15 protein-coding genes are annotated in these 12,951 nt (G+C 71.0%); 5 read left to right on the top strand and 10 right to left on the bottom strand.

Translation table 11 applies throughout. From position 1 onward, the window contains the following. Nucleotides 1-17: 17 nt before the first annotated feature. The 3 genes from AB0I69_RS31375 to AB0I69_RS31365 all read right to left on the bottom strand — a co-directional run bounded on the left by AB0I69_RS31375 (nt 18) and on the right by AB0I69_RS31365 (nt 1,534). Nucleotides 18-497, bottom strand: a complete 480-nt coding sequence (locus AB0I69_RS31375) for an anthrone oxygenase family protein (protein ID WP_363099103.1) — start codon at nt 495-497, stop codon at nt 18-20. 181 nt (nt 498-678) lie between these two features. Beyond that, a complete protein-coding gene (locus AB0I69_RS31370; RefSeq protein ID WP_363099102.1) occupies nt 679-1,380 on the bottom strand; it encodes a DUF2293 domain-containing protein in 702 nt (233 codons plus the stop codon). Between the two features lie 7 nt (nt 1,381-1,387). Beyond that, nucleotides 1,388-1,534 carry a hypothetical protein gene (locus tag AB0I69_RS31365; RefSeq protein ID WP_363099101.1) on the bottom strand — a complete coding sequence of 49 codons (147 nt, stop codon included), beginning with the start codon at nt 1,532-1,534 and terminating at the stop codon, nt 1,388-1,390. Between the two features lie 35 nt (nt 1,535-1,569). Between AB0I69_RS31365 and AB0I69_RS31360 the strand changes: the two genes are divergently transcribed. The 3 genes from AB0I69_RS31360 to AB0I69_RS31350 all read left to right on the top strand — a co-directional run bounded on the left by AB0I69_RS31360 (nt 1,570) and on the right by AB0I69_RS31350 (nt 3,253). Further along, nucleotides 1,570-2,223 (top strand): uridine kinase, encoded by a 654-nt coding sequence (locus tag AB0I69_RS31360; RefSeq protein WP_363099100.1) that lies wholly within the window; start codon nt 1,570-1,572, stop codon nt 2,221-2,223. Between the two features lie 53 nt (nt 2,224-2,276). Beyond that, nucleotides 2,277-2,669 carry a PPOX class F420-dependent oxidoreductase gene (locus AB0I69_RS31355; RefSeq protein ID WP_363099099.1) on the top strand — a complete coding sequence of 131 codons (393 nt, stop codon included), beginning with the start codon at nt 2,277-2,279 and terminating at the stop codon, nt 2,667-2,669. A 155-nt stretch (nt 2,670-2,824) separates the two neighbouring features. Then, complete coding sequence (locus tag AB0I69_RS31350; RefSeq protein ID WP_019067604.1) at nt 2,825-3,253, top strand: CBS domain-containing protein; 429 nt, start codon at nt 2,825-2,827, stop codon at nt 3,251-3,253. Nucleotides 3,254-3,302: 49 nt separating this feature from the next. Here AB0I69_RS31350 and corA read toward each other — a convergent pair whose 3' ends face one another. Further along, nucleotides 3,303-4,430 carry a magnesium/cobalt transporter CorA gene (gene corA / locus AB0I69_RS31345; RefSeq protein ID WP_363099098.1) on the bottom strand — a complete coding sequence of 376 codons (1,128 nt, stop codon included), beginning with the start codon at nt 4,428-4,430 and terminating at the stop codon, nt 3,303-3,305. 260 nt (nt 4,431-4,690) lie between these two features. Here corA and AB0I69_RS31340 point away from each other — a divergent pair, with 260 nt between their 5' ends. Then, nucleotides 4,691-5,485, top strand: a complete 795-nt coding sequence (locus tag AB0I69_RS31340) for a methyltransferase domain-containing protein (RefSeq protein WP_363099097.1) — start codon at nt 4,691-4,693, stop codon at nt 5,483-5,485. A gap of 151 nt (nt 5,486-5,636) precedes the next feature. Here AB0I69_RS31340 and AB0I69_RS31335 read toward each other — a convergent pair whose 3' ends face one another. The 6 genes from AB0I69_RS31335 to AB0I69_RS31310 form a co-directional block, all read right to left on the bottom strand. Beyond that, nucleotides 5,637-6,551: a sugar kinase gene (locus AB0I69_RS31335; RefSeq protein ID WP_363099096.1), complete on the bottom strand. Its 915-nt coding sequence runs from the start codon at nt 6,549-6,551 to the stop codon at nt 5,637-5,639. Next, the gene (locus AB0I69_RS31330) at nt 6,548-7,459 is read right to left on the bottom strand and encodes a pseudouridine-5'-phosphate glycosidase (RefSeq protein ID WP_363099095.1); all 912 of its coding nucleotides are present in this window, start codon (nt 7,457-7,459) and stop codon (nt 6,548-6,550) included. The genes AB0I69_RS31335 and AB0I69_RS31330 overlap by 4 nt, the downstream gene beginning before the upstream one ends. 139 nt (nt 7,460-7,598) lie before the next feature. Next, a complete protein-coding gene (gene fdhA / locus AB0I69_RS31325; RefSeq protein ID WP_363099094.1) occupies nt 7,599-8,831 on the bottom strand; it encodes a formaldehyde dehydrogenase, glutathione-independent in 1,233 nt (410 codons plus the stop codon). Nucleotides 8,832-8,897: 66 nt separating this feature from the next. Further along, the gene (locus tag AB0I69_RS31320) at nt 8,898-10,208 is read right to left on the bottom strand and encodes an MFS transporter (RefSeq protein ID WP_363099093.1); all 1,311 of its coding nucleotides are present in this window, start codon (nt 10,206-10,208) and stop codon (nt 8,898-8,900) included. Nucleotides 10,209-10,302: 94 nt separating this feature from the next. Beyond that, on the bottom strand, nt 10,303-10,857 hold the full coding sequence (locus AB0I69_RS31315; RefSeq protein ID WP_363099092.1) for a methylated-DNA--[protein]-cysteine S-methyltransferase: 555 nt from the start codon (nt 10,855-10,857) through the stop codon (nt 10,303-10,305). Between the two features lie 45 nt (nt 10,858-10,902). Continuing rightward, nucleotides 10,903-11,778: a glycerophosphodiester phosphodiesterase family protein gene (locus tag AB0I69_RS31310; protein ID WP_363099091.1), complete on the bottom strand. Its 876-nt coding sequence runs from the start codon at nt 11,776-11,778 to the stop codon at nt 10,903-10,905. Nucleotides 11,779-12,056: 278 nt separating this feature from the next. On the opposite strand from AB0I69_RS31310, the gene AB0I69_RS31305 reads away from it, so the two are divergent. Then, nucleotides 12,057-12,920, top strand: coding sequence for an MHYT domain-containing protein (locus AB0I69_RS31305; RefSeq protein ID WP_363099090.1), 864 nt, complete (start codon nt 12,057-12,059; stop codon nt 12,918-12,920). The last annotated feature ends 31 nt before the right edge of the window (nt 12,921-12,951 follow it).

The following is a 12,951-nucleotide window of genomic DNA, read 5'->3' as shown; positions in this document are numbered from 1 at the left end:
TGATCTTCTGGGTTCGCTCAGGTGAGGGCCAGCATGTAGACCAGCGCGGCGGCGGCCGAGGCGACGGCCCGGACGTGGTTCCACATCGTCCACTCGCGCAGATACGACGGCCAGTACGCGGCGGCCTCCGGTGTCCCCGGGTCCAGCTTCAGCAGTGCCTCGTTGCGGGGCACGTTCGCGACCAGGGTCAGCCCGAACGAACCGAACAGATACAGCGCGCTGCCCAGCAGCAACTCCGCGGTCCCCTGATCCGGCCACAGCACGAACGTCACCACCGCGATCACCGCGCACACCACTGCCGAACCGGCGAACAGCAGCATGAAGGCGGGCGTCATCGCCGCCGTGTTGATCGCGTTCATCGCGGCGACGCCCTGCGCGGGCGGCAATTCGGCCAGCCCCCGCATCACCAGCACGGAGAAGGCGCAGAAGACCCCGGCCATCACCCCCGTCGCGAGCACCCCCAGAACCGTCAGTGTGAAATACGGTTCACCGATCATGCCGACACCAACTCCCGCCCGTAGAGCCGAGATCCTGCCCACCACCAGCCATCCCGACAAGTCAAGTCCGGCGTCGGCCCGTTGACCATGGCCGAGAATCGCCGTCCCATACGCAGACGTCCACGCCCACGTCCACGTCGACCACCGACCGACCAGCCGGCCGAGTTCTGTGACGACCCCCTCACCCGGCCTCCGCCCGCACCCCGACCGCACGCCACTCCCGCAGCACCCCCTCCACCCCCACCGAGATCCGCCGCCGCGCCTCATGCCGCGGCACCCCGCTCATCAACAGCTGGTCGTACGGCGTGTCCATATGACGTACGGACGCCACCGCCGCCGAGACCACCGCCTCCTCGGACAGCGCCCGCCCCGCCGCACTCCGCCCCACCCGCCCGCTGCCCCGCACCGAGGCATGCGCGGCGATGGTCCGTGCCCGATCGTCGGGACAGCCGGGGAACAGTCGTCGGATCTCCGCCGCGAACGCCTCCGTGAAGCGCACGTCCTCCGCGGCCCGCCGCTCCGCGTCCCGCACCCGGCGCCGCCGTCGCGCCTCCGCGTCCGCCAGACACCGCACCTCGGCCCGCGCGAGGCCCGCCTCCTCGACGAGGACGCCCTGCCGCTCGTACCGACTCCGGCGCCGGTTGAACCGCACCACCACCGCCGACAGCGCACTCTCCTCCCGCGCCCTGCGTGTCAACGCCGTGTCCCCGCGCGGCAGGAACACCAGATGCCCGAGATCCGCGCAGTCGAGACACCGCGGCACGCCGCCCTCGACCACCAGCAGCGGCAACGGCCCACGACGACACCCGGCACAGTGCCGCTTCCTGAGCGGCTGGACGACCAGAAGTCCCCTGTGGGTCGGCGGAGTCGAGAGTGCGGCCATACGAGATTCATTCCCTTCTGCCGCGCGCCTCGCTCCTCCCGCGCGCAACGAACACCGACACGCGCGTACGGTGCCGGGTCGGCGTCCCGATCTCGTCGAGCACCGCCACGGCCAGGTCCGCGTACGACAGCCCGGGGGCGCCCGCCGAAGCCACCGGCGCGACGCACCCTGAACGCGGCCTGACGCATCATGGGCCCTGTGCGACTGGAAGCGATCACCTGGGACCGGCTCGGCGACCTCCTCGCCGAGCGTCTGCTCGACCTGAAGCCGGCCGACGGCAGCCCCTGGCCGCGCATCGCCTTCGACGGAGCCCCGGCGGCCCGCCCGGGCGACCTCGCCGAGCGTGTCTCGGAGGCGCTGCGCATCCGCGGCCGTTCCTCGCTCGTCGTCGGCACCGAGGGGTTCCTGCGCCCCGCCTCGCTGCGCCTGGAGTACGGGCACCAGGACGTCGAGGCGTACTACGACGGTTGGTTCGACACCCGTGCCCTGTGGCGCGAGGTCTTCGGCCCGCTCGAACCGGACGGCGACGGCCGCGTCCTGCCCGACCTGTGGGACCCGGCCGCCGACCGCGCCACCCGCAGCCCCTACGTCCAACTCCCGCCCGGCTCCTTCCTGTTGCTGCACGGCCCCCTCCTCCTGCGGCACTGGTTCCCCTTCGACCTGACCATCCACGTCCTCCTCTCACCGGGCGCCCTGCGTCGCCGTACCCCCGAAACCGAGCACTGGACCTTCCCCGCCTTCGAGCGCTACGAGGACGAGACCGACCCGGCCGGCACGGTGGACGTCCTGGTGCGCGCCGACGATCCTCGCCATCCGGCATGGAACGGGTGGGCCAAGGGGTGAGTGGTCTCACCCAAGGGCTTTTATATGCGCATGCATTTAGTTAAGCTGCCGGTATGCCGATCTTCGACGAATCCACCCGCGCTCTCCTCGACGGCAAGAACTTCGCCAACGTCGCCACCCTCCGCCCCGACGGCGCCCCGCAGGCCTCCGTGGTCTGGATGAAGCGCGAGGGCGACACCGTGCTCTTCTCCTCCCTCGAAGACCGCCAGAAGGTACGCAACCTCCGCCACGACCCCCGCGTCAGCCTGTCGGTGTTCGACCTCGCCAACCCCTACGCCTCGGTCGAGATCCGCGGCACCGCCGAGATCCTCCCCGACCCCGGCAAACGGCTCCCGTACGAGCTCTCGCACAAGTACCTCGGCATCGACCCGCCCGCCGAGAAGGACGACCGGACGCGGGTGATCATCCGCGTCGTACCGCAGAAGATCGTGGGGTTCCAGGTCTGAGCGCCGTCCCGGGCGGGCGGTGCACCGGTGTACTTGTGCACCGCAAGTCGCGACCGTCCGGGTGCGTTCATCTCGCCGCGCGGCGAGAATGTAGGGCGCCGGGACTAGCGGAACGTTCTGTGCCGCGCCGGCCGCCCGGCACCGGGAGGTACTTCATGACCACCGCCGGAGACATCATGCACCGGGGCGCCCAGTGGATCCCCGCCCACGAAACCCTGGACCGCGCCGCCCAGCTGATGCGCGAACTGGGCGTCGGAGCCCTGCCCATCAGCGACGAGAACGAACGGCTCTGCGGCATCCTCACCGACCGGGACATCGTCGTCGGCTGTGTGGCCATGGGCCACGACCCGGCCAAGATCACCGCCGGTGAGATGGCCCAGGGCACACCCCGCTGGATCGACGCCGGCGCCGATGTCGGCGAGGTGCTCCAGGAGATGCAGGGACACCAGATCCGCCGGCTCCCCGTCATCGAGAACAAGCGCCTCGTCGGCATGATCAGCGAGGCCGACCTGGCCCAGCATCTGACGGAGGAGCAGCTCGCCGGCTGGGTCGAGAGCGTCTACGCCCGGAGCGGCATGCGTTGAGCCGGCAGGTGCTGAACCGCCGGACGGTTTCCGGTTCAGCGGCTGCCGCTCAGAGCCAGCCGTTGCGCCGGAAGCCCCGGTACAGGGCCAGACAGGACACGGTTATCACGCCGATGACCAGGGGATAGCCGAACCGCCAGTGCAGCTCCGGCATGTTGTCGAAGTTCATGCCGTACACACCGCACACCATCGTCGGTACGGCGATCACCGCGGCCCACGCCGTGATCTTCCGCATGTCCTCGTTCTGCGCGACCGTCACCTGGGCGAGGTGCGCCTGCAGGATCGAGTTGAGCAGTTCGTCGAAGGACGCTATCTGCTCCTTCGCCCGCAGCAGATGGTCGGAGACATCACGGAAGTAGGCCTGTATCTCCGGTCCGATGAGCCGCATCGGCCGGGTGGCGAGCTCCTCCAGCGGGCGGCTGAGGGGGACGACCGCCCGCTTCAGCTCCAGCAGTTCACGCTTGAGCTGATAGATACGGCCCGGGTCGGCCCGCGCGCCGTTCTCCGCGAACACGTCCGTCTCCACCTGGTCGATGTCCGCCTGCACCGAGTCCGTGACGCTCAGATAGTCGTCGACCACATGGTCCGCGATGGCGTGCAGCACCGCGGCCGGTCCCTTCGCGAGCTGTCGGGGGTTCGACTCCAACTCCTCGCGCAGCGGCCCCAACGAGCCGTGCCGCCCGTGCCGTACGGTGATGACGAAGTCGGCGCCGACGAACACCATGATCTCGCCGGTGTCCACGACCTCGCTCGTCGCGGTCAGCTTCTCGTGCTCGACGTAGCAGACCGTCTTGAACACGGCGAACAGCGTCTCGCCGTAGCGCTCCACCTTCGGGCGCTGATGGGCCTCGACCGCGTCCTCGACCGCCAGCGGGTGCAGGTCGAAGAGTTCGGCGATGCCCGCGAACTCCTCGTTCGTCGGCTCGTGCAGGCCGAGCCAGACGAAGCCGTCGTCCTTCTTGCGCACCCGCTCCACGGTGTCCACCAGATCGCCGGCGACCGGGACCCGGGCGCCGTCCTGGTATGCGACGCACTTCACCACCGAGGAGCCCAGGGGTGACCGGGCGTGGTGGCTCAGGTCGACCCGCGGGCGCCGCCGGGCCAGCCGTGCCACCTTGCGGAGGCCGCCGACCCTGCCGAGGCCCGTGACCTTCCGAAGATTCCCTGCCATGGACATCCGGATCTCCTTGCGTGGATCCCCTCGCATCGCATTTCTGCGCCTTGGCGTGCCAGTTTGCCAGGCCGACGTGAGCGGCGGGTAAGCCTGTGGGAACGGAATCCTCCGCTTTGTTCCCTGCTGTGGACGAACCGGTGCACGATCGTGGCGAGGGGGCGGTGGACCGGGGCTTCGCCCTCGCCGCGACAGGAGCTTTGCCCCTCCCGACAACCGGAGCGTCGCCCCCTTCCGACAAGCGGGGCAACTGGGATGATCGCGGCATGACGCGATCCGACGGGTATCTCCTCGACAACCGGCAGTCCGAGGCGGGACAGCGCTTCGACGCCTTCGCCACGCTCTTCGACCCCACCACGTTCCGGCACCTGGAGGGGTTCGGCGTCGGACCCGGCTGGCGCGTCTGGGAGGTCGGCGTCGGCGGTACCTCGGTGGTGTCCTGGCTGGCCAAGAAGGTCGGACCGACCGGAAAGGTCCTCGCGACCGACATCGACACCTCGCAGGTCGCCTCGGCCGCCCGCCCGCCGATCGAGGTGCGGGTCCACGACGTGGGCGCCGAGGAACCGCCGGGGGAGGGCTTCGACCTCGTGCACGCCCGGCTCGTACTCGTCCATGTGCCGGACCGGGAACGGGCGTTGCGCTCGATGATCAAGTCCCTGCGCCCCGGCGGACGCCTCCTGATCGAGGACGCCGACCCCGCGTTGCAGCCCCTGCTCTGCCCCGACGAACACGGCCCCGAGCAGCAACTCGCGAACCGCCTCCGCCACGGCTTCCGCAAGCTCCTCGCCGACCGCGGCGCCGACCTCTCCTACGGCCGCAGACTCCCGCGCCTGCTCCGCGAGGCGGGCCTGCGCCGGGTGGAGGCCGACGCGTACTTCCCGGTCACCTCACCGGCCTGCGCCGCCCTGGAATCCGCCACGGTCCGCCAGATCCGCGACCAACTCGTCACCGCGGGCCTCGCCACGGACGCGGACATCGACCGCCACCTGGCCAACGTCGCCTCCGGCACGATGGACCTGGCGACGGCGCCGATGATCTCGGCCTGGGGGCGGAAGGGGTAGGTGGGGTACGGGAGTTGAGGGACGGTGGTGGGTCTTCGGCGGGGCTGGGCTCGGGGCCGGCGCCGGGCAGGGGAGTCGCCGTCCGACACCAGCGAACGTCAACTCCCCCTCCGCCCAACACAGTTGACCGGCGTCCCCACGCAAGCCGCCCTCACTCCCGCCCCGGCGGCCGTCCCCCCACCCGTTCCACCGCCCGCGCTCCCGCCCGGCACCCCTCCTTGGCCGCTTCCTCCGGTTCGGCGCCCGCCAGGAGCGTCGCGAGGAACGCCCCCGTGAACGCGTCGCCCGCGCCCGTGGTGTCCCGGGGTGTGGCGGGCTCGGCCGGTACGCGTGCGTGGACCGTGCCGGAGTGGGCCACCAGGGCTCCCTCGGCGCCCTGCTTGGTGACCACCAGGGGGACATGGCGGCTCAGCTTGGCCGCCGCGTCCGCCGGATCGGGCAACCCCGTGAGCAGGCACGCCTCGTCACGGCTGGGCAGCAGCACGTCGACGCCCTCGACGAGCGCCAGGAAGCGGTCCACGCCCAGCTCCGTCAGGAATCCCGCCGACGCCGGATCCAGACTCACCGGCACCCCACGCGCGCGTGCCGACTCCACCGCCACGGCCACCAGCGCCCGGCTCGGCTCGGAGAACAGCAGATAGCCCGACAGATGCAGCCGTACGACGCCGTCGAGCAGCGAGTCCGACCAGTCCCCGGGATCGAGCCGCAGGGACGCGCCACTGTCGGTGAGGAACGTCCGCTCGGCCGACGCCCCCGTGTCGACCAGGCAGATCACCGTCCCCGTGGCAGCCTCCGGATCGACGACGAGACGGGGCCGCACTCCGGAGGCGACCAGCTCCCGCTCGTGCCACGCCGCCGCGTCCGCACCCACGCGACCGAGCAGCCGTACGTCCGTACAGCCCCAATGGGCCGCCCAGCACGCCACATTGGCGCCCGCGCCACCCGGCACGGTGCGGATCGCGGCGGCGGTGTCGGTGCCCGGGGCGAGCGGTCCCCGGTGCCGGGCCACGACGTCCGTGACGACGTCCCCGACGACCAGGAGCGCGCCGTTCGGATCGGCCGTCACGCCTCCTCGGCCCAGGCCGCCGCGATCCGCCCCGCCAGCCGTACGTTGCCGCGCACGGCCGCCAGGTTGGCGGTCAGCGAGGCACCGTCGGTGTGCTCCACCAGGTAGCCGAGCAGGAACGGGGTGACCGCCTGCCCGGTGACGCCCTCCGCCTCGCACGCGTGCAGCGCGTCGGCGAGCACGCGCGCGTGCAGCTCGGGATCCAACTGCTCGTCCTCGGGCACGGGGTTGGCGACGATCAGTGTCGACTCCGGGGCGTCGAGCGCGTCCTGCGCCCGCATCACGGCGGCCACCTGCTCCGGGGTCTCCAGCGTCCAGTCCACGGGATACCCCGAGTCGGAGAGGTAGAAGCCGGGGAAGCGTTCCGTGCCGTATCCGGCGACCGCCACACCCAGCGTCTCCAGGCGCTGCAGGGTCGCCGGCACGTCCAGGATCGACTTCACGCCCGCGCACACCACCGTGATCCGGGTGGACGCCAGCAGCCCCAGGTCGGCGGACTCGTCCTGCGTCACCGTCCACTCCCGGTGCACCCCGCCGAGCCCCCCGGTCGCGAACACCCGGATGCCCGCCCGCGCCGCCAGCAGCGCCGTCGCCGACACCGTGGTCGCCCCGCTCGCCCCCGCCGCCACCGCGAGCGGCAGATCACGGTGGCCCAGCTTGCGGATCCCGTCCTCGTTGGCGACCCGCTCCAACTGCTCCTTGTCCAGGCCGACATGGGGCCGCCCGTCCAGCACGGCGATCGTCGCGGGTACGGCACCCTCCTGCCGTACCGCCGCCTCCAGCTCCAGCGCCACCTGCAGATTGCGCGGGCGCGGCAACCCGTGCGCGATGATCGTCGACTCCAGGGCCACCACGGGTCGACGCGCGTCGATCGCCTCACGTATTTCCTCGGACACCACCAGCACCACGCGCCTCCTGTCGTTCGGTCTTCCCTCATCCCTGGCGGGCTCGACCCCCGGTCAAACCCTCGCGGGCTGTGGGAGACATCATCACCGTCCGACATGGAAAACGGGGGCCACGCGTGCGTGGCCCCCGCGTTCTCGTCCGTCAGACCGGGCTGATGCCCGCCAGCGTCCCGTGCGGATCGAGCACGTACTTGCGGCTGGCGCCCTGGTCGAACTCGGCGTAGCCGCGCGGTGCGTCCTCCAGTGCGATCGGGGTCGCGTTCACGGCCTTGGCGATGTGCACGCGCCCGTGCAGGATCGCCATCATCAGGCTCCGGTGGTACGTCATCACCGGGCACTGACCGGTCGTGAACCGGTGACTCTTGGCCCAGCCGAGGCCGAGCCGCACCTTCAGGGTGCCGCTCCTCGCGTCCTCGTCGACCCCGCCGGGGTCAGCGGTCACATACAGCCCGGGGATGCCCAGGGCACCGCCCGCGCGCGTGAGGCCCATCAGCGAGTTGAGGACGGTCGCCGGCGCCTCCGGGGCGTTCGGGCCGTGAGCCCGTGCCTCGAAGCCGACCGCGTCGACCGCGGCGTCCACCTCGGGCTCGCCGACGATCTCGGCGATCTGCTCCCCGATGTCGCCGCGTGAGACGTCGACGGTCTCGCAGCCGAAACTCCTTGCCTGGCCCAGGCGTTCGGCGTTGAGGTCGCCGACGATGACGACCGCGGCGCCCAGGAGCTGCGCGGATGCGGCTGCCGCCAGACCGACCGGACCCGCCCCGGCGACGTACACCGTGGACCCGACCCCGGCGCCCGCGGTGACCGCGCCGTGGAAACCGGTCGGGAAGATGTCCGACAGCATGGTCAGATCGAGCAGCTTCTCGCGCGCCTCGTCCCGGTCCGGGAACTTCAGCAGGTTGAAGTCCGCGTACGGGACCATGGCGTACTCGGCCTGGCCGCCGACCCAGCCGCCCATGTCGACATAGCCGTAAGCCGCTCCCGGACGGGCCGGGTTGACGTTCAGGCAGATGCCCGTCTTGCGTTCCTTGCAGTTGCGGCACCGCCCGCAGGCGATGTTGAACGGTACGGAGACGATGTCGCCCACGTCGATGAACTCGACGTCCGGCCCCCGTTCGACGACCTCTCCGGTGATCTCGTGTCCCAGGACCAGCCCCTCGGGCGCGGTCGTCCGACCGCGCACCATGTGCTGGTCGCTGCCACAGATGTTGCTGGCGAGCACCTTCAGGATCACACCGTGCCGGACCTTTCGGCCCACGTTGTCCGGTGCGACTCCCGGCCCGTCCTGCAGTTCAAGCGTCGGGTAGTCGATGGTCCTGACTTCCACCGCTCCCGGCTTGAGATACGCGACTGCCCTGTTTCCGCTTCCACTCATGCGTGTTCGCCGTCCCTTCGGCTCCGATCCCCCGGATGCCAGTGGCTGTGCGCATGGCGGAGTCTGCTACCGGCTCGGCCTCCCGGCCACCCTTCGCGGACCATCGGAAACCGGGGTTCTCCGGGAGCGGGTGAACAACGCCAGCGCGGCCAGGGGTATCAGCAGGCAGGCGGCGGTGAAGTTCAGCCAGCCGTAGCTCGCCTCCGCGACCACCAGGCCGGCCACCGCTCCGCCGATGCCCGCCGAGGTGTTCATGGCGAGGTCGGACAGGCCCTGGGCTGCGGCGCGCGCGGGCTGCGGCACCGAGTCGGTGAGCAGTGCCGAGCCGGAGACGAGCCCGGCCGACCAGCCCAGACCCAGCACGAACAGCCCCAGGGCGATCCGCCCGTGGCTCCCGCCCGCCGTACCTGCGATGAACGCGGCACCGGCCAACAGCCCCACCGCGAGCCCTATCCCCGACAGGCGCCCGACCCGGTCGGACAGCCTCCCCATCAGCGGAGAGAACGCGTACATCCCCGCGATGTGTCCGCTGATCACCAGCCCCACCAGGTCGATGCTCGCCCCGTGGTGGCCCAGTTCGACCGGGGTCATCGCCATCACCGACACCATCGCCGTGTGCACCACGGCCACCGTGACGAGCGCCAGCCGCGCCCGCGGCGAGGCCGCCACCGCCGCGAACCCGGCCCGCAACGACCGTGCGGCAGGCGACCGGTCCTCGTCCGGCGCGAGCGCCCGCGCCGTCAACAACGGATCGGGCCGGAGCAGTACGGCGACCACGACCGCGGCGACCAGGAAGATCCCGCCCGCCCACAGGAAGGGGCCCGCCGCCGCGGGTATCCCGAGCCCGGAGACGCTGCGGCCCGCGGGCGCGGCGATGTTCGGACCGAGGACCGCCCCTATCGTGGTCGCCCACACGACGTGGGAGATGGCCCGGGCCCGCTGCTCCGGCTCGGCCAGATCGGCGGCGGCGAACCGGGACTGCAGATTCGCCGACGAGGCCGCCCCGAACCCGGCCATGCCGCACAGCAGCAGCGGAAAGCTCCCGATGCTCGCCGCGAGCACCACGACACCGGCCCCGAGCGCCCCGACCAGATAGCCGAGGACCAGTCCGGGACGCCGGCCGCGCGCCGTCATCAGCGCCGCGAACGGCATCGACAGCACCGCCGTGCCCGTCACGGTCGCCGTGGGCGCCAGCCCGGACAGCGACTCGGTCCCACTGACCTGCTTGGCCAGTACGGCGGCCAGCGCGATCCCCGTGGCGACACCGAGCCCGCCCAGGATCTGCGTCGCGATCAGCACCCCGGACACCCGGCGCCGCAGTGCGGGCAACCGGTCGGCCGCGACAGGCGCGGCGGCCCGCCCTTCGACGGCGGTCACCCCGCACACCCGGTACCGCCGTTGCCGCACGCGTATGTGAAGCCGGTCCTCACCAGCACGGAGTCCCCCTCCAGTTCCCTGTCCGCCCGAACCCTCAGAACAACGGCTCGGGCAGCACCCCCTCCAGCGCCAGCAGCTTCCTCTTCGTCTCCAGACCGCCCCCGAACCCGCCGATGCCGCCGTCGCTCTCGACGACCCGGTGACACGGCACGACGACCGGCAGCGGATTGGAACCCATCGCCACGCCCACCGCCTGTGCCGCCCGCGGCTGACCGACGCGCCCGGCCAGATCGCCGTACCCGACGACCGAGCCGTACGGGACGCCGGACGCCAGCTCGCGCAGCACCTGCCGGTTGAAGCCGGAGATCAGGGACCAGTCGAGCGGGAGGTCGAAGTCGCGCCGTGCACCGGCGAAGTAGGCCTCCACCTGACGTATCGCCTCGGCCAGCAAGGGGGAGTCGGGCGCCTCGACCGGCTCGGTGCCCAGCCGGGACGCCAGCCGGTCGAGTGTCTTGTCGCGCACCGCGTCCGTGGCGTGGAACACGACGTTGACCAGGCCGTCCTGTGTCGCGGCCAGCAGCAGTGGACCGATGTCGGTGCCGACGACGGTCCACACGACCTGCTGCTCGTTCTGCCCATGGCTGTCCATGCGCCCACCGTACGACCCGGCACTGACAACGCCCCGCGAGCGGCCTCAGAACCCGTTCAGCGCGGAGCGCACCACGTCCGGTTTGTTCGTGATGAGGCCGTCCACGCCGTACCCGGCGACCTTCCACGCCGTGGGCGCGTCGTCGACGGTCCAGGCGTACACCTCCATCGGACGGCCGTGCGGGCCCGTGTGTCCGTGCACGGCGGAGACGTAGCTCATGGAGATCGAGCCGTACGACGGGTTGATCAGGTCGGTGAAGGCGGCGTACTCGTGCAGGGCGGACACGGGGGGCGTGCCGAGGAAGCCGGTCCTGATGGCGGGCTTGAGGTCGTGCACGATCCGGATGCTGTCCGCGCTGAAGCTCTGCACGATCAGCCGGCTGTCGAGATGCCCCTCGTCCAGCCATCCCTCGTTGCTCAGGAGCTTGAGGGTCTGCTGCTCGATGCCCGGGTACAGCTCCGGGTTCTTGATCTCCAGGAGCAGGCTCTGGTGGTTGTGCTCCACCTCGCGCATGTACTGCGTGAGTGTCGGCACGCGCGTGCCCGTGTACGCGGCGGCGAACCAGCTCCCCGCGTCTAGGCGGGCGATCTCGGCGGCGGTGAAGTCCTTCACCTTCCAGGGGGCCCGATCGGGGAACACCTTCGCGACGTCGGTGGTGCGCTTCAGGCTGTCGTCGTGGATGACGACGAGTTCGCCGTCCTTGGTGCGCTGGACGTCGTTCTCGACCCACTGGAAGCCGAGCCGGGCCGCCTTGTCGATGGAGGCCAGGGTGTTTTCGGGCGCATAGGCGGACGCACCCCGGTGGGCGACGACCGTGGGCCACTGGGTGGCGTCGCCCGCCCGGGCGTCGGGGGAGGGGAGCAGAAGGGCGGCGGCCCCCAGGAGCGCGGTGGTCGAGGCGGCAACTGCGCGCAGGTGCATGCGTACTCCTCGCATCGGGCGATCACATACAGCTCAAGAGTGACAGCGGAACGTCACTGCCTGTGGGGTACAGGATGGACACAGAATGGATGGAGTTGCCCAAGTCCGCTCACCGGTGCCGCACATCTGGGGCAGGGCCGTGTTTCTTTGCCGGAAAATCGTTCGACCATTCCGGTGGGGGTCATACTCTCTGCGTCGACCCTGACCGTTCCCGCGGTCCTGGGGCGGGGCGCGTTTCAGGGATTCCGGGACGGAACAGGGCGGAAGGGTAACTGCGCATGCAGGGCACGGTCGACGGTTTCAGCTACGGACTCGTCACACCGCTGGTGGCCTACCTCATGGCGTGCCTCGGCGCCGCCCTCGGCCTGCGCTGCACCACCAGATCGATGCTCGTCGCCCAGTCCTGGCGCCCCGGATGGCTCGCCCTGGGATCGGCGGCGATCGGTTCCGGCATATGGACGATGCACTTCATCGCGATGATGGGTTTCTCGGTCCGGCAGACACCGGTCCACTACGACAAACCGATGACCTTCGCGAGCCTCGCCGTCGCCATCGTCATGGTGGGCGTCGGGATCTTCATCGTCGGCTACAGGGGGGCCAAGGGGACGGCGCTCTTCACCGGCGGCACCCTCACCGGCCTGGGCATCGCCTCGATGCACTACCTGGGCATGGCCAGCATGCGCCTCAACGGAAAACTCGAATACAACACGTTCACCGTCGCCGCGTCCGTCGTCATAGCGGTCGTCGCCGCGATCAGCGCCCTGTGGGCGGCCGGACAGGTCCGCGGGTTCCTGTGGAGCGTGGGCGCGAGCCTCGTCATGGGGCTCGCCGTCACCGGCATGCACTACGCCGGCATGGCCGCCCTCACCGTCCACGTCCACGGCACGGCCCCGACCGCCGACGGTGTGTCGGCCGCGTCCCTGCTCGCGCCCATGATGATCGGCCCCCTCGCCTTCCTCCTCCTGGCCGGCGTCGTCGTGATGTTCGACCCGCTGATGATCATGGGGAAGCCCGCCCGGACCCTCGTCGAGCAAAAGCCCGGCGTCCCGGCCGGCGCCGTCGTCCCGCACCCCCGGCGCGCCGCGGTCCGCCCCGGCCGCGACCTCGGACACCGCCGCTCCCGCACCCCGCAGAACCGCTGATCCGACCCCGTTGTCAGTGGCGGGTCGTACG

The sequence above is a fragment of the Streptomyces sp. NPDC050508 genome (assembly GCF_040655155.1).
Taxonomy (GTDB): Bacteria; Actinomycetota; Actinomycetes; order Streptomycetales; family Streptomycetaceae; genus Streptomyces.
This window is presented reverse-complemented; position numbering and strand designations above follow the sequence as displayed.

Excerpts from the sequence above, each read along its gene's own strand:
- AB0I69_RS31315 (WP_363099092.1), bottom strand. The coding sequence starts at position 10,857 with ATGGACAGCCATGGGCAGAACGAGCAGCAGGTCGTGTGGACCGTCGTC.
- AB0I69_RS31375 (WP_363099103.1), bottom strand. The coding sequence starts at position 497 with ATGATCGGTGAACCGTATTTCACACTGACGGTTCTGGGGGTGCTCGCG.
- AB0I69_RS31370 (WP_363099102.1), bottom strand. The coding sequence starts at position 1,380 with ATGGCCGCACTCTCGACTCCGCCGACCCACAGGGGACTTCTGGTCGTC.
- AB0I69_RS31310 (WP_363099091.1), bottom strand. The coding sequence starts at position 11,778 with ATGCACCTGCGCGCAGTTGCCGCCTCGACCACCGCGCTCCTGGGGGCC.
- AB0I69_RS31355 (WP_363099099.1), top strand. The coding sequence starts at position 2,277 with ATGCCGATCTTCGACGAATCCACCCGCGCTCTCCTCGACGGCAAGAAC.
- AB0I69_RS31360 (WP_363099100.1), top strand. The coding sequence starts at position 1,570 with ATGGGCCCTGTGCGACTGGAAGCGATCACCTGGGACCGGCTCGGCGAC.
- AB0I69_RS31350 (WP_019067604.1), top strand. The coding sequence starts at position 2,825 with ATGACCACCGCCGGAGACATCATGCACCGGGGCGCCCAGTGGATCCCC.
- AB0I69_RS31305 (WP_363099090.1), top strand. The coding sequence starts at position 12,057 with ATGCAGGGCACGGTCGACGGTTTCAGCTACGGACTCGTCACACCGCTG.
- AB0I69_RS31340 (WP_363099097.1), top strand. The coding sequence starts at position 4,691 with ATGACGCGATCCGACGGGTATCTCCTCGACAACCGGCAGTCCGAGGCG.
- corA (WP_363099098.1), bottom strand. The coding sequence starts at position 4,430 with ATGTCCATGGCAGGGAATCTTCGGAAGGTCACGGGCCTCGGCAGGGTC.
- fdhA (WP_363099094.1), bottom strand. The coding sequence starts at position 8,831 with ATGAGTGGAAGCGGAAACAGGGCAGTCGCGTATCTCAAGCCGGGAGCG.